This window comes from Amycolatopsis sp. cmx-11-12 (assembly GCF_046269425.1).
Taxonomy (GTDB): Bacteria; Actinomycetota; Actinomycetes; order Mycobacteriales; family Pseudonocardiaceae; genus Amycolatopsis.
In genome coordinates this window covers 109118-125076 of the sequence record NZ_JADNQM010000011.1, presented here as the reverse complement: position 1 = coordinate 125076, position 15959 = coordinate 109118, and the positions used below count along the sequence as shown (strand labels likewise).

The following is a 15959-nucleotide window of genomic DNA, read 5'->3' as shown; positions in this document are numbered from 1 at the left end:
TAGGTCGTTATACAAAAGGGTGACTGTGTGGATTTTGGGTCATCTAACGCCCCAAAATCCACACAGTCCTGCAAGAACGTCCCTGTCACGACCGGATCCAGAGGGGGTGTGTGGAAATAGGGACGTTGAGTGTCCCTATTTCCCCACACCCCCTTACCTCCACGCGCAGTAAGGGGTAGCCGGTGTGCGGCCGACACTCCTTGCCGAGGAATAGCCGTGAAGGCCTCGTCAGTCCAGCCAAAGTACATGAAGGCCCCCTTCCTGTACCTAGGCGCAAGGAAGGGGGCCTTCATGTACTACGGCGAAAGAGGGTCAGACGGTGAAGCCGAGCGCCCGCAACTGTTCGCGGCCGTCCTCGGTGATCTTCTCCGGGCCCCACGGCGGCATCCAGACCCAGTTGATCCGGAAGTCCTTGACCAGTCCCGTTCCTCCGCCGACGAGCGCGGCACCGGTCTGGTCCTCGATGACATCGGTCAGCGGGCAGGCCGCGGACGTCAGCGTCATGTCGATGGTGGCGGTGTTGTCCGCCTCGACCCGGATGTCGTAGACCAGCCCGAGGTCCACGACGTTGATGCCCAGTTCGGGGTCGACGACGTCGCGCATCGCCTCTTCGAGGTCCTCGACCTTCGCCACGTCGGCGGTGTCCGGGGCGGCGGTGGTCTCGGCGTCGAGGTCGGCGGCGGTGCGCCCCTCGCGGGTTTCGGTCTGCTGTTCGGTCATGCCGTCTCAACTCCGTTGGTCGTGCGGGCGACGGCGTCCTTGAACGCCATCCATCCGAGCAGGGCGCATTTCACGCGGGCCGGGTACTTGGCGACGCCGGCGAAGGCGATGCCGTCCTCCAGCACCTCCTCGTCCGGCTCGATCTGACCCTTGCCCTGCATCAGCTCGACGAAGGCGTCCATGGTGGTGAACGCCTCCTCCACGGTGTGCCCGACGACGAGATCCGTCAAGACCGACGTGGACGCCTGGCTGATCGAGCAACCTTGTCCCTCGTAGGAGATGTCGGCGACCTTCCCGTCGTCGACCTTCACCCGCAGGGTCACCTCGTCGCCGCAGGTCGGGTTGACCTGGAACGACTCGCCGTCGAACGGCTCGCGCAGACCGCGGCCGTGCGGATTCTTGTAGTGGTCCAGGATGATCTCTTGGTACATGCTTTCGAGGTTCATCAGGCCACCCCGAAGAACTTCTGCGCCTCACGCACACCGTTCACCAGCGCGTCCACTTCGGACAGTGTGTTGTAGACGTAGAACGACGCGCGCACGGTCGCCGGGACCGAGCAGGCCCGGTGCAGCGGCCACGCGCAGTGGTGCCCGACGCGGACGGCGATGCCGAGGCTGTCCAGCACCTGGCCCGAGTCGTGCGGGTGGACGCCGTCGATGACGAACGAGACCAGTCCGCCGCGGTCGGCCATGTCGGTGGGGCCAATGATCCGCACGCCGGGGATCTCGCCGAGCCCGGCCAGCGCCGCCTCGGTGAGGATGTGCTCGTGCGCGGCGACCCGGTCCATGCCGATCGACGACAGGTAGTCGGCGGCCGCGCCGAGGCCGACGGCCTGCGACGTCATCGGGGTACCCGCCTCGAACCGCTGCGGCGGCGCGGCGAACGTGGTCTGCTCCATGCGGACCATCTCGATCATCGAGCCGCCGGTCAGGAACGGCGGCATCGCTTCGAGCAGCTCGCGGCGGCCGTAAAGGACACCGATGCCGTACGGGCCGACCATCTTGTGCCCGGCGAAAGCGGCGAAGTCGACGTCCAGGTCGTGAAAGTCCACTGGAAAGTGGGGTACCGACTGGCAGGCGTCCAGCACGACCAGCGCGCCGACCTTGTGTGCCTTCTCCGTCAGGAACTTGACCGGGTTGATCGTGCCGAGCACGTTGGACTGGTGCGTGAACGCGAGCACCTTGGTCCGCTCGGTGATCAGCTCGTCCACATTGGACAGATCGAGACGGCCGTCGGCGGTGACGGAGAACCACTTCAGCGTCGCGCCGGTGCGCTGGCAGAGCTGCTGCCACGGCACCAGGTTCGCGTGGTGCTCCATCTCGGTGATGACGATCTCGTCGCCAGGGCCGATCTTGAACCGTTCGGCCCCGGGACCAGCCGTGGCGGCGTTGCTCATCGCGTAGGCGACGAGGTTGATGCCCTCGGTGGCGTTCTTGGTGAACACCAGCTCGTGCGGGGAGGCGCCGACGAACTCCGCGATCCGCACGCGGGCGGATTCGTAGGCGTCGGTCGCCTCCTCGGCGAGCTGGTGCGCGCCGCGGTGCACCGCGGCGTTCGAGGTCTCAAGGAACCGGCGCTCGGCTTCGAGCACCTGCATCGGTTTTTGGGACGTCGCACCGGAATCCAGATACACCAAGGGTTTCCCGTCCCGCACGGTACGGGTCAGGATGGGGAAGTCGGCCCTGATGGCCGCTACGTCCAGCGGTGCGGCCCGACCCGACGTACTTGTTCCAGCGGAGGGTCCATCAGGAGAGTTAGCCGTGGTGGTGGTCATCGGGCCAACTCCTCTCGGTGTAGTCGCGAAATTCCCAGGATCAGACAGCGGCGGTCTCGGCGGAGCCGGTGTACTTGACGTACCCGTTCTCCTCCAGCTCGTCCGCGAGTTCACGGCCGCCGGACGCGACGATCTTGCCGCCGGCGAAGACGTGCACGAAGTCGGGCGTGATGTGCCGCAGGATCCGCGTGTAGTGCGTGATCAGCATGACGCCGGCGTCGTTGTTGGCCTTGAACTCGTTGACGCCCTCGGACACGACGCGCAGCGCGTCGACGTCGAGGCCGGAGTCGGTCTCGTCGAGGATGGCGATCTTCGGCTTGAGCAGCGCCAGCTGCAGGATCTCGTGGCGCTTCTTCTCGCCGCCGGAGAAGCCCTCGTTCACCGAACGCTCGGCGAACTCGGACGAGATCTCCAGTTTGCCCATCTCCTCCTTGACCTCCTTGACCCAGTGGCGCAGCTTGGGGGCCTCGCCACGGACCGCGGTGGCCGCGGTGCGGAGGAAGTTGGACATGGACACGCCCGGGACCTCGACCGGGTACTGCATGGCGAGGAACAAGCCCGCGCGGGCGCGCTCGTCGACGCTCATCTCCAGTACGTCCTCACCGTCGAGCAGGACCTGCCCGGAGGTGACTTCGTACTTGGGGTGACCGGCGATGGCGTAGGACAGTGTGGACTTGCCCGAACCGTTGGGGCCCATGATCGCGTGGGTCTCGCCCGACTTGATGGTCAGGTTGACGCCCTTGAGGATCTCCTTGGGGCCCTCCTCGGTTGTGACCGAGGCGTGCAGATCCTTGATTTCCAGCGTAGGCATTTCTTTCCTAAAGTCTGATGTGGACGGACGAGGGCTTAGACGCCCACGGCTTCGAGCTCGGCTTCGATCGCGGCCTCGAGACGCTCGCGCACCTCGGGAACGCCGATCTTGACCAGGATCTCGTGGAAGAACCCGCGTACGACCAGGCGCCGCGCGGCGTCCTCGCCGATTCCCCGCGACTGAAGGTAGAACAACTGCTCGTCGTCGAACCTTCCCGTCGCGCTCGCGTGCCCGGCGCCTTCGATCTCGCCGGTCTCGATCTCCAGGTTCGGGATCGAGTCCGCCCGCGCGCCCGGCGTCAGCACCAGGTTGCGGTTGAGCTCGTAGGTGTCGGTGGCCTCGGCGGCCGCCCGGATCAGCACGTCGCCGACCCACACGGTGTGCGCGCCGTCGCCCTGCAGCGCACCCTTGTACATCACCCGCGACTTGCAGTTCGGCACGGCGTGGTCGACGAAGAGGCGGTGCTCCTGGTGCTGTCCTTCGTCCGCGAAGTACAGGCCGAGCATCTCGACGTCGCCGCCCTTGTCGGCGAACGTCGCCGTCGGCGAGACGCGGACGAGGTCACCGCCCAGGGTGATGACGATGTGCTTGAGCGTGGCGTCGCGGCCGAGCTTGAGGTGCTGCTCGGACACGTGCACCGCGTCGTCGGCCCAGTCCTGGACGCTGACCACGGTCACGTTGGCCGAATCGCCGATGACGAACTCGACGTTGTCGGCGTAGGTGCCGGAGCCGGCGTGGTCGAGGACGATGACGGCCTCGGAGAACTGCTCGGCGCGGACCTGGAGGTGCCCGTAGGCGACCTCGCCCTCGCCGGGGCCGGTGATCTTCACCGTCGACGGCTTCGACGCCTTGGTCTCCTTGGGCACCGTGATGACGGTGGCCTCGGTGAACGAGGAGTACGCCTGCGCGGCGATCCGGTCGCTCGGGACACCCGCGACGCCGAGGCGCTCGTCGTCCCGGCCGACCTGTTCGATCTTCAGTTCGGGCGCGGCGTCGGCCTCGACGGTGGCCGAACCCGAAGCGGTGGCGGACCCGTCGTGCAGGCCGCGCAGCCGCTTCATCGGAGTGAAGCGCCAGTTCTCCTCGCCCTGTCCCCTAGGGACCTCGAAGGCCTCGACGTCGTGGGAGGTGAACCGCTCCGCGCGGGACGTGGCCGGCACAACTGTGCCTCCAGAGCCGGCGGGCTCGCCAACTCCCTCGCGCATCGCTTCGGAAACGTTGTTCTCGGTAACCGACATGACTAGCCGACGGACCCTTCCATCTGAAGCTCGATCAGGCGGTTCAGCTCGAGCGCGTACTCCATCGGCAGCTCACGCGCGATGGGCTCGACGAACCCGCGCACGATCATCGCCATGGCCTCGGCCTCGTCGAGACCGCGCGACATGAGGTAGAACATCTGGTCTTCGCTGACCTTCGAGACGGTCGCCTCGTGGCCCATGGAGACCTCGTCGTTGCGGATGTCGACGTACGGATACGTGTCCGACCGCGAGATCGTGTCGACCAGCAGCGCGTCACAGACCACGCTGGACCGCGAGTGGTGCGCCCGCTTCGCGATCTTGATCAGGCCGCGATAGGAGGTGCGGCCACCGCCGCGCGCCACCGACTTCGACACGATGGTCGAGGAGGTGTGCGGCGCCAGGTGCTCCATCTTCGCGCCGGCGTCCTGGTGCTGGCCTTCGCCCGCGAACGCGACCGAGAGGACCTCGCCCTTGGCGTGCTCGCCCATCAGGAACACGGACGGGTACTTCATCGTGACCTTGGAACCGATGTTGCCGTCGATCCACTCCATGGTCGCGCCCTCTTCGCACTTGGCGCGCTTGGTGACCAGGTTGTAGACGTTGTTCGACCAGTTCTGGATGGTCGTGTAACGGCAGCGGGCGCCCTTCTTCACGATGATCTCCACGACCGCCGAGTGCAGCGAGTCGGACTGGTAGATCGGCGCGGTGCAACCCTCGACGTAGTGCACGTAGGCGTCTTCGTCGACGATGATCAGGGTCCGCTCGAACTGGCCCATGTTCTCGGTGTTGATCCGGAAGTAGGCCTGCAGCGGGATGTCCACCTTGACGCCCTTGGGCACGTAGATGAACGAGCCGCCGGACCACACCGCGGTGTTCAGCGCGGAGAACTTGTTGTCCCCGGCCGGGATCACGGAGCCGAAGTACTCCTTGAAGATCTCCGGGTGCTCCTTGAGCGCGGTGTCGGTGTCCAGGAACAGGACGCCCTGCGCCTCCAGATCCTCACGGATCGAGTGGTAGACGACCTCGGACTCGTACTGCGCGGCGACACCGGCGACGAGACGCTGCTTCTCCGCCTCGGGGATGCCGAGCCGGTCGTACGTGTTCTTGATGTCCTCGGGCAGGTCTTCCCAGGAGGTGGCCTGCTTCTCACTGGACCGCACGAAGTACTTGATGTTGTCGAAGTCGATCCCGGAGAGGTCCGCTCCCCAGTTGGGCATCGGCTTCAAGTCGAAGAGCTTGAGAGCCTTCAGTCGCGCTTCGCGCATCCACTCCGGCTCGGACTTCTTCGAGGAGATGTCGGTGACGACGTCCTCGTTCAGTCCGCGACGGGCCGTTGAGCCCGCCTCGTCGGAGTCCGCCCAGCCGAACGCGTACTTGCCAAGGGACTCGATGGTCTCTTCCTGGCTCATGGGCGCGGTGGTGGGAGTGCGCTGCTCGGCAGCGGCAGTCATGCGGGTTTCCCTCCATTCGGGATCCGTGCTGTGCGCCCTGGAGAGGGCGCCGTGCTTCCCGGCCCGGGTGTGGCCGGGTGACCCGCCGAAGCGACGGGTACGTGTGTGGTGCACGCGTTGTCACCGCGTGCGATGGTCGCCAGTCGCTGCACGTGGGTACCCAGCAGATGCGCGAAAGCCTCGGTTTCGGCTTCACACAACTGAGGGAACTCGGCGGCGACGTGGGCGACCGGGCAATGGTGCTGGCACAACTGTTCGCCAACCCCGACCTGACGGGTCGACGCAGCGTAACCCTCCCTGGTCAGCGCCGCAGCGAGGGCCTCGGCGCGGGCGGCGGGATCCGCGTGCTTGGTGATGGCCTCTTGATGCGGGCCGACCAGCGAAGCGACACGGGCCTCCGCGAAGGCCTTCACGGCGTCTTCGCCGGCGTGATCGGAGAGGAATCGGATGGCCGAGGACGCGAGGTCGTCGTACGCGTGCCCGAACCGGGCGCGGCCCGCTTCGGTGAGCAGGAAGTTCTTGGCGGGACGGCCTCGTCCGCGGGGGCCACGGCGGGGCGCGTCGCGGGTCTCGGCCTCGCCGTCGGCCAGGAGCGCGTCCAGATGACGGCGGACGGCGGCGGCGCTGATCCCCAGCTGCTCGGCGACCACGACGGCGGTCATCGGACCCTGTTCCAGCAGCAAGCGGGCCACTTCGTGCCTGGTCCGGCCCTCGGGACCGACCTGCGCGGGGACAGGCTGGACCTCGGCGCGGGGCATGTCGCCACCGGCCTCGTCCTGCGTCCCCGTCTTTTTCACAACACAAGTGTGACGTATTTCCGGGGAGACGGCAAAGAGGGGTGCCTCACGGAGTGGCGCGCGTCACGTCACCGTCTTCATCTCCGCGGTAACCACGTACCCGTTCAGTCTGTTCCCGCGATCGCTACCCTTCGTGCGTGGCAGTGGGCGAACACCCGGCACAGCGGGACACGGACGGGACGGGACCGGAAGACCCGGCGTCGGGATCGGTGGCGACGCTGTCCCCGGCACGCCCGCACGAACCCGAGCCGCTCGACGACAAGGAGCTGCGCGGGCTGAACGTCGTCCGCCGGTTCGGCGCGGTCGGCTCCCTGTTCCTCGCCCTCGGCTCGCTCGGCGCGGGTGCCGCGCCGGTGATCAACCCGGTCCAGGAGATCCCGGTCCTGCGGCTGTTCACCCGGATTCCCACCGTCTCGCTCGCGATGGGCCTCGCCGGGATGGCGATCATCGTGCTCAGCTGGCTGATGCTCGGCCGGTTCGCGCAGCCCGCGCGCCGCCGCCTCGCCACCCAGGGCCAGCTCGCCCGCACCATCGCGCTCTGGTGCGCGCCGCTGCTGGTCATCCCGCCGCTGTTCTCCCGCGACGTCTACAGCTATCTCGCGCAGAGCGAGATCGTGGCGCGCGGGATGGATCCGTACTCCCTCGGTCCCGCCGAAGCGCTCGGTGTCTCCGATCCGCTGACCTCGGGTGTCTCCAACATGTGGCGCGAGACCCCGGCGCCCTACGGCCCGCTGCTGCTGCGCCTCGGCGGCTGGCTCGCCCCGCTGAGCAACGGGAGCATCGTCACCGGCGTACTGCTGCAACGAGGGCTCGCGCTGATCGGCGTCATCCTGATCATCTGGGCGCTGCCCCGGCTGGCCCGGCGGTTCGGCGTGCAGCCGGCCACCGCGCTGTGGCTCGGCGCGGCGAACCCGCTGCTGATCTTCCACTTCGTCGCGGGCGCCCACAATGACGCGCTGGCGATCGGTCTCATGGTGGCCGGGCTGGAGATCGGCATCAGCCGGATGCCGGTGCGGTTCAAGGGCGACATTCCCCCGCCACTGGCCAAGGGCGAACTGCTGTTCATCGGGCTCGGGGTGGCGATCATCACCCTCGGCGTCGCGGTGAAGCTGAACGCGATCCTGGCGCTGCCGTTCTTCACGGTGATGGTGGCGAGACGCTGGCACGGCAGGCTCAAGGACCTGCTCACCGCGGCGGTGCCGATGGCGCTGCTGTTCGGCGTCGTGCTGGTCGCGGTCTGTTACGGCACCGGCCTCGGCTTCGGCTGGGTCGGCGCGCTCGGGACGCCGGGACTGGTGCGCTCGTGGATCTCGCCGACGTCGGAACTGGCCGCGCTCGGCGGTGTCCTCGGCATCGCGCTCGGCCTCGGCAACCACACCAACGCGCTGGTACCGATCCTCGGCTCGCTCGGCTACCTCGTGGCGGGCGCGGTGACGGTCAAGTTCCTCTGGGACAGCTTCAAATGGCGCTACCGGCCGATGATCGGCCTCGGTGTCTCGCTCGGCGCGGTGATGGTCCTGCACGTCGCGCTGCAACCCTGGTACCTGCTGTGGGCGATCATCCCGCTCGCCGCGTCCGCGGGGACCTCGCGATTCCGCATCGCCGCGACGATCGTCACCGCCGTCCTGCCGTTCCTGCTGCCCACGACGGGCAGCACCTTCGACGGCCGCGGTTACGTCCTGCCGTTCGCGTGGGCCGCCGCGGGGGCGATCACGCTTCTGGGGCTGTTCGTCGTCCACCGCATCTCGCCGCTGCTGCTGTCCAGACCGTCCCCGGAGCATTCGGTCCCGGCGTGACGCCGTATCGTGACCTGTCGTGAACACCCCCGCCGTCGAGATCACCGGGCTGGTGAAACGCTACGGATCCACCACCGCGGTCGATGGACTCGACCTGCGGATGGAACGTGGCGCACTGCTCGCTCTGCTCGGCCCGAACGGGGCCGGCAAGACCACCACCGTCGAGATCTGCGAAGGCTTCCTGCGCGCTGACGACGGCGAAGTCCGCGTGCTGGGATTGAATCCTTCGCACGACGGATCCGCATTGCGGCCGCGGATCGGCGTGATGCCCCAGGGCGGCGGCGCGTATCCCGGCGTGCGCGCCGACGAGATGCTCGGACTGGTCGCGGCGTGTGCCGCGAACCCGCTCGATCCCGCCTGGCTGCTGGACGTCCTCGGTCTCTCCGGAGCGCGGAAGACGCCGTTCAAACGGCTTTCCGGCGGACAGCAGCAGCGGCTTTCCCTCGCCTGCGCGCTCGTCGGACGCCCGGAACTGCTCTTCCTCGACGAGCCGACGGCTGGCATGGACCCGCAGGCCCGCCGCCTGGTCTGGGATCTGCTCGGTGCGTTGCGCGCCGACGGGGTCAGCGTGCTGCTCACCACGCATCTGATGGAGGAGGCCGAAACGCTGGCCGACACCGTGGTGATCGTGGACCACGGCAAGGTCGTCGTCGAAGGCTCCCCGCAGTCGCTGACCGTCGACGCGGGCGAAGCCGCGCAGCTGCGTTTCAAGGCGCGTACGCGGCTCGACACCGGCCTGCTGACCGCGGCCCTGCCCGAGGGGCACCTCGTCCACGAGTCCGCGCCGGGGACGTACCTCGTCGAGGGCGCGATCGACCCGCAGGTGGTGTCGACGGTGACGGCGTGGTGCGCGCAGCAGGGCGTCATGCCCGAGGAACTCCAGGTCGGCAGGCGCACGCTGGAAGAGGTCTTCCTGGAGCTGACCGGACGGGAACTGCGCGCATGACCACGACGCCCGCCCCGCGGTTCGCCGCGGGCACCTTCACCCCCGCTCCCGGCCGCGGTTCGCTCGGCAAGATGCTGCGCACGCACGCGAAGGTCGAGGCGAGCCTGACCCTGCGCCACGGCGAGCAGATCCTGCTGACCCTGCTCATCCCGCTCGCGCTGCTGATCGGCTTGTCGCTGCTGGACATCCTGCCGTCGTCGCAGCTCGGCTCGGCGTCCAAAGTGGACTGGATCACGCCGAGGATCCTGGCGCTGGCGGTGATGTCGTCGGCGTTCACCGGGCAAGCCATCGCACTGGGCTTCGATCGCCGTTATGGCGTCCTCAAACGACTTTCCGCCACCGCGCTGCCCCGCTGGCTGCTCGTCGCCGGCCGGGTGACCGCCGCGCTGGTCGTGGTCGCGTTGCAGGCCGTGATCCTCGGCGCGGTCGCCGCGCTGCTGGGCTGGTCGCCGTCGCTCGGCGGGATCCTCGGCGCGATCCCGTTCCTGATCGTCGGCACGTTCGCGTTCGGCGCGCTGGGGTTGCTGCTCGGCGGGGCGCTGCGGGCGGAAGCCGTGCTGGCGCTGGCGAACATCGTCTGGTTCGTGCTGCTGCTCGCCGGTGGCATCCTGCTGGCGCCGTCGACGATGCCGTCCGGTGTCGCGACGATCGTCGAGCTGCTGCCCTCGGGCGCGCTCGCCGAAGGTCTGCGGTCGGTGCTGCTGGACGGCTCGTTCGGCTGGGGCCCGTTCGCGGTCCTCGTCGGCTGGGGCGTCGTCGCCGGTTCGCTGGCGAGCAAGACCACGAAGCTCACCTGAGGCGGCGGACACAGCGGGTACGGCCGGTGACACGCTCTCAGGAGCGGCGTTCTAGCATCGGACGGTGCCGTTCCAGAGCCTTGTAGCGCGTCTGCCGTATCCCTCGTTCGCGGTCCAGCGAGCGGTCGCGATCGCGGCGGTGATCGCACAGGCCGGAATCGGCGTCACCGGTTCGATCGTCCGGGTCACCGGTTCGGGCCTCGGCTGCCCGACCTGGCCGCAGTGCGTCGAAGGCAGCATCGTCCCGGTGGCGCATCCCGAATTCGACGCGCTCACCCAGTGGATCGAATTCAGCAACCGGATGCTGACCGGCGTCGTCATCGCCGTCGCCGCGCTGTGCGTGATCACCGCGTGGCGCGTGCAGATCGAGCACCCGAGCCGCCGCCGTCTGGTGAAACTGGCCTGGACGATGCCCGCGGGCGTGATGCTGCAGGCCGTCGTCGGCGGGATCACCGTGCTCGCGAAGCTCGAATGGTGGACCGTCGCACTGCATTTCCTGGCCTCCACTCCCCTGGTCTGGCTCGCGGTCCTGCTGCTGCGCGCGTTCAAGGAGGGTGACGAGCCCGCCCGCTGGCTGATCCCGGACGCGGGCCGCAAGACACTGATCGTGCTCGCCGCCGCGATGTGGGCCGTCCTCATCGCCGGCACCACGGTCACCGGCGCGGGCCCGCACGGCGGCGACCCCGGCACCCACCGGTTCCAGGCGCCGATCGAGACGCTCACGCAGATCCACGGCGGGCTGCTGGTGGCCTATCTGATCGTGCTGGTCGTGTTCGGGCTCCAGCTGATGCGTGGCAGCACGCCGAAGCAGCTGTGGCGGCGTTACACCATCGTGTGGGTCATCGCGCTCGCACAGGGTGTCCTGGGCTCGGTGCAGTACGCGCTGGGGGTGCCGGAGGCGCTGGTCTCGTTCCACGTCCTCGGCTCCGCCGCGGTGATCATCTCGACGGCGGCATTGTGGTGTGGCTCACGTGATCGCGGTCCCGTCGTCTCGGTGAGGGCGCCCGAACGCGAACTCGCCACCTCGAACTGACCCTTCGGCAAACCGGACGTAACCCCCGGGCGGCGTGCTCGCCAGACGGTGCCCTTACGCTGCGTTCGGTGCCCCACACGGGGGTCACCACCGAGTCGAGGCACGAGGTGTCGCATGACCGCCAGCACGGAGCCGGACGCACCGGCCAGTCAGTCCAAGCCCCTGATCTCCCACCGCCGAGGGTCCGGGGAGATGCTGATACTCAAGACCTTTCTGCTGGTCCCGTTCGTCGCACTGCTCGCCGCCGTGCCCATCGTGTGGGGCTGGGGCATGACTTGGGTCGATCTCGCGCTGGCGGCCGTGTTCTACACCGTCGGGACGCTCGGGGTGACCGTCGGCTATCACCGCTACTTCACCCACGGCGCGTTCAAGGCCGGACGCCCGCTGCGGATCGCGCTCGCCATCGCCGGCGGTTTCGCGGTGCAGGGGTCGGTCATCTTCTGGGTGGCCAGCCACCGTCGTCACCACGCGTTCGCCGACCGCGAAGGCGACCCGCACTCCCCCTGGCTGTTCGGGACTTCGCCCACTGCGCTGCTGCGCGGGTTCTGGCACGCGCATATGGGCTGGATGTTCAGCCGCGAGGTGACCAACTACGAGCGCTTCGCGCCGGATCTGGTGGCCGACAAGGATCTTCGCGTCGTGAACCGCTACTTCTGGTTGTGGATCACGCTCAGTCTCGTGCTGCCCGCGGTGCTCGGCGGGCTGATCAGCTGGTCGTGGTGGGGTGCGGTGACCGGGTTCTTCTGGGCCGGGCTGGTCCGGATCGCGTTCCTGCACCACGTCAGCTGGTCGGTGAACTCGATCTGCCACCTGATCGGCGAGCGCCCGTTCGCCAGCCGTGACAAGGCCGCGAACTTCTGGCCGCTGGCGATCCTGTCCATGGGCGAGTCGTGGCACAACTCCCACCACGCCGACCCGACCTGCGCGCGGCACGGCGTCCTGCGCGGACAGGTCGACGTCTCGGCACGCCTGATCTGGCTGTTCGAGAAGTTCGGCTGGGCGCGGGACGTACGGTGGCCGAAGCCGGAACGTCTGGCCGCCAAGCGCGTGAAACCCGCCTAAGGCTCGTCTGCCTCAGCGCAATTCGTCCTCTAGTTGCGGTACTTGCACGTGCATCTACCGCAACTAGAGGACGAAACGCGGCGGGGTCAGAACGCGTCAGGCGAGTTGCTGCCGTACGGCCGAAGCGAAGCGCCAAGCGGCCGCGGCGTCGGTCTGCCGGAAGCCGAGCGACGGCTCGACGAGCTCCAGTTCCAGCAGCAGCGGCCTGCCGTCGGGACCGGCGACGAGGTCGACGCGGGCGTAAAGCAGTTCCGCGCGCAGGATGCCGAGCAGCGCCGCAGTCGCGTCCAAAACGTCTTCGGCCAAGGCCCGGAACTTCGCGGCCGGTTGCACGGGCCCGAGCTTTTCCGTCACGTACAAACCGGACTCGTCGACTTCTCTGCCTCTGCCCAGCATCGCGGCCTTCGAGAACGCGTGCGAGTACACGCCGCCGAAGTACACCAACGCGAGCTCGCCCTCAGTGTCCACACTGGACTGATACGGCTGCATCACCGCGGTGTGGCCTTCGCTGTGGAGACTCTTCAGATGCGACGCGGCGTCTTCGGCGCTGGCGGCGGTGAACTTCCCGACACCCCGGGATCCGGCACCGACCGCGGGCTTCAGCACGAAGTCGCCCTTGGGCCAGCGCGGGGTCTCGTCCTCCGGCGCGATCAGCGTCGTCGGCACGACCGCGACCCCGGCGTCACCGAGTTCGGCCAGGTAGGACTTGTCGGTGTTCCAGCGCGCGACTTCGGCCGAATTGGCCAGCGCGGGCACGGTTTCGGCCCAGGACAGGAACTCGTCGCGGCGCTCAGCGTAGTCCCAGGTGGCGCGCAGCACGACGATGTCCGCGGCGCCGAAGTCGACGGTCGTGTCGTCCCAGGCAGCCCAGCGGGTCTTGAAACCGAGGTCGGCCATCGCCTCGGGAACGGCGTGCTCGTCACCGTCGCCTTCCGGCAGCGTGGAGCAGGAGACGAGGATCGCGGAACCGCTCACTTGCCCGCCATCCGGCGGCGGTGCTCGGCACCGATCTTGGTGGCCTTCACGGTCTCGCTGTCCCACTCGGCGGGCTCGAGGTCTTCGACGGCCTCGACCAGCGCCTCACCCGCCTCGGTGGAGGCGACAAGGACGTCGCCGAGCGCGCCGTCGGCGCCCACGAGCACGACCCTGGCGCCGACTCGGCCGATGTTCTCCACCACCGCGCGCGACGGCTTCCCGTGCCGCTTGACGAAGTCGCGGGCGGCCGCGATCTGACGCGACGTGGGGGCGGCGGTCTCGGTCTTCTCTTCGGTCTCAGCCACGGCCAGAGCTTAACCGCGAAAAGCCCGGGACGCGGAATAACCGTGGCGTCGGCCATAGTTGTGCCGGTCGGAACGACCTTGAACGAGGAGGATGTATGCCAACGGCGGTGCAGATCCGGCGAACCGGCGGTCCCGAAGTCCTTGAGCTGGCGCAAGTCGAGGTCGGCGACCCCGGTGCCGGGGAACTGCTGGTGGACGTCGCCGCGGCGGGCGTCAACTACATCGACACCTATCACCGCGAGGGCATCTACCCGGTCGACACGCCGTTCATCCTGGGCATGGAGGGCGCCGGCACGGTCGCCGCGATCGGCGACGGCGTGACCGGTTTCGCCGTCGGCGACCGGGTCGCCTGGCAGGGTTCGCTGGGCAGCTACGCGCAGCGCCGCCTGCTCCCCGCCACGGTCGCGGTGAAGATCCCGGACGGCGTGACCGAGGAGACCGCCGCCGCGACGATGCTCCAGGGGGTCACCGCGCACGCGCTGGTCGCCTCGACCTACGAGGTCAAGGCCGGTGACGACGTCCTCGTCCACGCCGCCGCGGGCGGGATGGGCCTGCTGCTGGTCCAGCTGGCCAAGGCCCGCGGCGCGCGGGTGATCGGCACCGTCTCCACCGCTGAGAAGGCCGAACTCGCCAAGGCGGCGGGCGCGGACGACGTCATCCGCTACGACCAGGTCGACTTCGCCGAGGCGGCCCGAGAACTCACCGGCGGCAAGGGCGTCGCGGTGGTATACGACGGCGTCGGCAAGTCCACTGTGGACGGCAGTTTGGCGAGCCTGAAGATCCGCGGCCTGCTCGCCCTCTACGGCGCGGCCAGCGGCCCGGTGCCGCCGATCGACCCGCAACTGCTCAACCGCAGCGGCTCGGTATATCTCACCCGCCCGACCTCCGCGCACTACGTCCTCACCCGTGAGGAACTGGAGTGGCGGGTGAACGAACTGTTCGCCGCCGTCGGAGACGGCTCCCTGAACATCCGGATCGGCGGCCGCTATCCCCTGGCCGACGCCCGCCAGGCGCACGAGGACCTCCAGGGGCGGCGCACCACCGGCAAGCTCCTGCTGATCCCGTGACCGTGATCTGGCCGGAGGAGGTCCGGCTCACCGGGGAAGGTCTCGTGCTGCGCGACTGGATCGAGGACGACGTCGCGTTCATGCCCGGCCTGTTCGACAACCCCGCCGTCGCGCGCTTCACGCCGTTGCCGTCCCCCTTCGACGAGGTGGCGGCGAAGGGGCACTACGAGAAGAGTCTCGCCCGCCGCGCCGAGGGGACGGGGCGGCGGCTCGCCATCACGATCGACGGCGGCGAGCCGCTCGGCGAGGTGGTGCTGTTCCTGCCGGAAGGGGGCCATGCCGAGCTCGGGTATGCCGTCGGTCCCGCGCACCGCGGGCGGGACCTGGCGGCGCGGTCTCTCCGGGTGCTCACCGCGTACGCACTGGAACTCGGGCCCAAGCCGCTCCAGCTGAAGATCGACGCCGAGAACGCGGCCAGCGAGGCCGTCGCGCGCCGCGTCGGCTACGCCGTCACCGACAGGGAACCTGAACTGAAGGTCGAGAAGGGCCTGGAGATTACCCTGCACACCTGGGAGTACGCCGGGGGCTGAAGGGGACTTTCCCCGCATCGCATGCAGCGAAAGGGCCCTTCACCGCGTGAGATGCGGTGAAGGGCCCCTTCAGCTCAGCCCTTTTCGGTCGGAACACTCACGGCGTCGGTGACGAACACGAGCGTCTCGTTCGGCTCGATGCCGTTGCCGCCCTGGCCGTAGCCGAGGTCCGGCGGGATGATCAGCAGCCGCCGCGCGCCCTGCTTGATCCCGTCCAGCCCCTGGTCCCAGCCCTTGATGACCATGCCGGCGCCGAGGGTCAGGTCGAACGGCTCGCCACGGTCGAAGGAGCTGTCCAGCTTCTGCTTGTTGGACCAGGTGACCAGCGAGTAGTTCATCTTCAGGTTCGCGCCTGCCTTGGCCCCCTCACCGGTGCCGGGCTCGAGGTCCTTGGTGATGAGCTTCTTCGGCGGGTCGCAGTCGTCCGGGATGGTGATGGTCGGCGCCTCCCCGAACTTCCCGGTGGTCTTGACGTCGTCGGCCGTGCACTCCTTGCCCGTCGAAGCGGGCGGGGCCTGCGACGACGCCGACGCGGGGGCCGCGCCGGAGGACGGCTGGGCGGAACCTGCGGTGTTCGATATCTCGCCACAGGCCGCCAGGGCGAGCACGCCCGCGCCGATGACCACGATCTTGCCGAATGTGCGCATGCGGCCGACC

17 protein-coding genes are annotated in these 15959 nt (G+C 68.5%); 7 read left to right on the top strand and 10 right to left on the bottom strand.

Going from position 1 to position 15959, the window contains the following annotated elements; translation table 11 throughout:
* Positions 1 to 312: 312 nt before the first annotated feature.
* Genes ACLARN_RS17750 through ACLARN_RS17720 form a run of 7 tightly spaced genes read right to left on the bottom strand, consistent with a single transcriptional unit; the run spans position 313 to position 6791 of the window.
* Positions 313 to 720, bottom strand: a complete 408-nt coding sequence (locus tag ACLARN_RS17750; RefSeq protein WP_076163768.1) for a metal-sulfur cluster assembly factor — start codon at positions 718 to 720, stop codon at positions 313 to 315.
* Positions 717 to 1166, bottom strand: a complete 450-nt coding sequence (gene sufU / locus ACLARN_RS17745) for a Fe-S cluster assembly sulfur transfer protein SufU (protein WP_076163767.1) — start codon at positions 1164 to 1166, stop codon at positions 717 to 719. The genes ACLARN_RS17750 and sufU overlap by 4 nt, the downstream gene beginning before the upstream one ends.
* Entirely contained in the window at positions 1166 to 2494 is a 1329-nt protein-coding gene (locus ACLARN_RS17740; RefSeq protein WP_409492513.1) for a cysteine desulfurase, read from the bottom strand. Before ACLARN_RS17740 ends, sufU begins: the two co-directional genes overlap by 1 nt.
* A gap of 40 nt (positions 2495 to 2534) precedes the next feature.
* Positions 2535 to 3305 carry a Fe-S cluster assembly ATPase SufC gene (sufC, locus tag ACLARN_RS17735; RefSeq protein WP_409492512.1) on the bottom strand — a complete coding sequence of 257 codons (771 nt, stop codon included), beginning with the start codon at positions 3303 to 3305 and terminating at the stop codon, positions 2535 to 2537.
* A gap of 35 nt (positions 3306 to 3340) precedes the next feature.
* On the bottom strand, positions 3341 to 4543 hold the full coding sequence (sufD, locus tag ACLARN_RS17730; RefSeq protein ID WP_409492511.1) for a Fe-S cluster assembly protein SufD: 1203 nt from the start codon (positions 4541 to 4543) through the stop codon (positions 3341 to 3343).
* A gap of 2 nt (positions 4544 to 4545) precedes the next feature.
* Complete coding sequence (gene sufB / locus ACLARN_RS17725; RefSeq protein ID WP_409492618.1) at positions 4546 to 5952, bottom strand: Fe-S cluster assembly protein SufB; 1407 nt, start codon at positions 5950 to 5952, stop codon at positions 4546 to 4548.
* A 38-nt stretch (positions 5953 to 5990) separates the two neighbouring features.
* Positions 5991 to 6791: a helix-turn-helix transcriptional regulator gene (locus tag ACLARN_RS17720; RefSeq protein ID WP_409492510.1), complete on the bottom strand. Its 801-nt coding sequence runs from the start codon at positions 6789 to 6791 to the stop codon at positions 5991 to 5993.
* A 209-nt stretch (positions 6792 to 7000) separates the two neighbouring features.
* Between ACLARN_RS17720 and mptB the strand changes: the two genes are divergently transcribed.
* From mptB to ACLARN_RS17695, 5 genes are all read left to right on the top strand, one after another.
* Entirely contained in the window at positions 7001 to 8587 is a 1587-nt protein-coding gene (gene mptB / locus ACLARN_RS17715; RefSeq protein ID WP_409492617.1) for a polyprenol phosphomannose-dependent alpha 1,6 mannosyltransferase MptB, read from the top strand.
* A 19-nt stretch (positions 8588 to 8606) separates the two neighbouring features.
* Positions 8607 to 9533, top strand: a complete 927-nt coding sequence (locus tag ACLARN_RS17710; RefSeq protein ID WP_409492509.1) for an ABC transporter ATP-binding protein — start codon at positions 8607 to 8609, stop codon at positions 9531 to 9533.
* Positions 9530 to 10330: an ABC transporter permease gene (locus ACLARN_RS17705; RefSeq protein ID WP_409492508.1), complete on the top strand. Its 801-nt coding sequence runs from the start codon at positions 9530 to 9532 to the stop codon at positions 10328 to 10330. Before ACLARN_RS17710 ends, ACLARN_RS17705 begins: the two co-directional genes overlap by 4 nt.
* A 64-nt stretch (positions 10331 to 10394) precedes the next feature.
* Complete coding sequence (locus ACLARN_RS17700) at positions 10395 to 11363, top strand: COX15/CtaA family protein (RefSeq protein ID WP_409492507.1); 969 nt, start codon at positions 10395 to 10397, stop codon at positions 11361 to 11363.
* A gap of 114 nt (positions 11364 to 11477) precedes the next feature.
* Positions 11478 to 12425, top strand: coding sequence for an acyl-CoA desaturase (locus ACLARN_RS17695; protein WP_409492506.1), 948 nt, complete (start codon positions 11478 to 11480; stop codon positions 12423 to 12425).
* 96 nt (positions 12426 to 12521) lie between these two features.
* On the opposite strand, the gene ACLARN_RS17690 is transcribed toward ACLARN_RS17695, so the two are convergent.
* Positions 12522 to 13400, bottom strand: coding sequence for a RimK family alpha-L-glutamate ligase (locus tag ACLARN_RS17690; RefSeq protein WP_409492505.1), 879 nt, complete (start codon positions 13398 to 13400; stop codon positions 12522 to 12524).
* Positions 13397 to 13705, bottom strand: coding sequence for a hypothetical protein (locus ACLARN_RS17685; protein WP_409492504.1), 309 nt, complete (start codon positions 13703 to 13705; stop codon positions 13397 to 13399). The genes ACLARN_RS17690 and ACLARN_RS17685 overlap by 4 nt, the downstream gene beginning before the upstream one ends.
* 95 nt (positions 13706 to 13800) lie before the next feature.
* Here ACLARN_RS17685 and ACLARN_RS17680 point away from each other — a divergent pair, with 95 nt between their 5' ends.
* Positions 13801 to 14772, top strand: coding sequence for a quinone oxidoreductase family protein (locus ACLARN_RS17680; RefSeq protein WP_409492503.1), 972 nt, complete (start codon positions 13801 to 13803; stop codon positions 14770 to 14772).
* Complete coding sequence (locus ACLARN_RS17675; protein WP_409492502.1) at positions 14769 to 15302, top strand: GNAT family N-acetyltransferase; 534 nt, start codon at positions 14769 to 14771, stop codon at positions 15300 to 15302. Before ACLARN_RS17680 ends, ACLARN_RS17675 begins: the two co-directional genes overlap by 4 nt.
* Positions 15303 to 15376: 74 nt before the next feature.
* Here ACLARN_RS17675 and ACLARN_RS17670 read toward each other — a convergent pair whose 3' ends face one another.
* The gene (locus ACLARN_RS17670) at positions 15377 to 15949 is read right to left on the bottom strand and encodes an FKBP-type peptidyl-prolyl cis-trans isomerase (RefSeq protein WP_409492501.1); all 573 of its coding nucleotides are present in this window, start codon (positions 15947 to 15949) and stop codon (positions 15377 to 15379) included.
* Positions 15950 to 15959: the final 10 nt, after the last annotated feature.

Bases quoted from the DNA above. Each gene is read 5' to 3' on its own strand.
- ACLARN_RS17750 (WP_076163768.1), bottom strand. From the start codon at position 720: ATGACCGAACAGCAGACCGAAACCCGCGAGGGGCGCACCGCCGCCGAC.
- sufU (WP_076163767.1), bottom strand. From the start codon at position 1,166: ATGAACCTCGAAAGCATGTACCAAGAGATCATCCTGGACCACTACAAG.
- ACLARN_RS17740 (WP_409492513.1), bottom strand. From the start codon at position 2,494: ATGACCACCACCACGGCTAACTCTCCTGATGGACCCTCCGCTGGAACA.
- sufC (WP_409492512.1), bottom strand. From the start codon at position 3,305: ATGCCTACGCTGGAAATCAAGGATCTGCACGCCTCGGTCACAACCGAG.
- sufD (WP_409492511.1), bottom strand. From the start codon at position 4,543: ATGTCGGTTACCGAGAACAACGTTTCCGAAGCGATGCGCGAGGGAGTT.
- sufB (WP_409492618.1), bottom strand. From the start codon at position 5,952: ATGAGCCAGGAAGAGACCATCGAGTCCCTTGGCAAGTACGCGTTCGGC.
- ACLARN_RS17705 (WP_409492508.1), top strand. From the start codon at position 9,530: ATGACCACGACGCCCGCCCCGCGGTTCGCCGCGGGCACCTTCACCCCC.
- ACLARN_RS17695 (WP_409492506.1), top strand. From the start codon at position 11,478: ATGACCGCCAGCACGGAGCCGGACGCACCGGCCAGTCAGTCCAAGCCC.
- ACLARN_RS17680 (WP_409492503.1), top strand. From the start codon at position 13,801: ATGCCAACGGCGGTGCAGATCCGGCGAACCGGCGGTCCCGAAGTCCTT.
- ACLARN_RS17670 (WP_409492501.1), bottom strand. From the start codon at position 15,949: ATGCGCACATTCGGCAAGATCGTGGTCATCGGCGCGGGCGTGCTCGCC.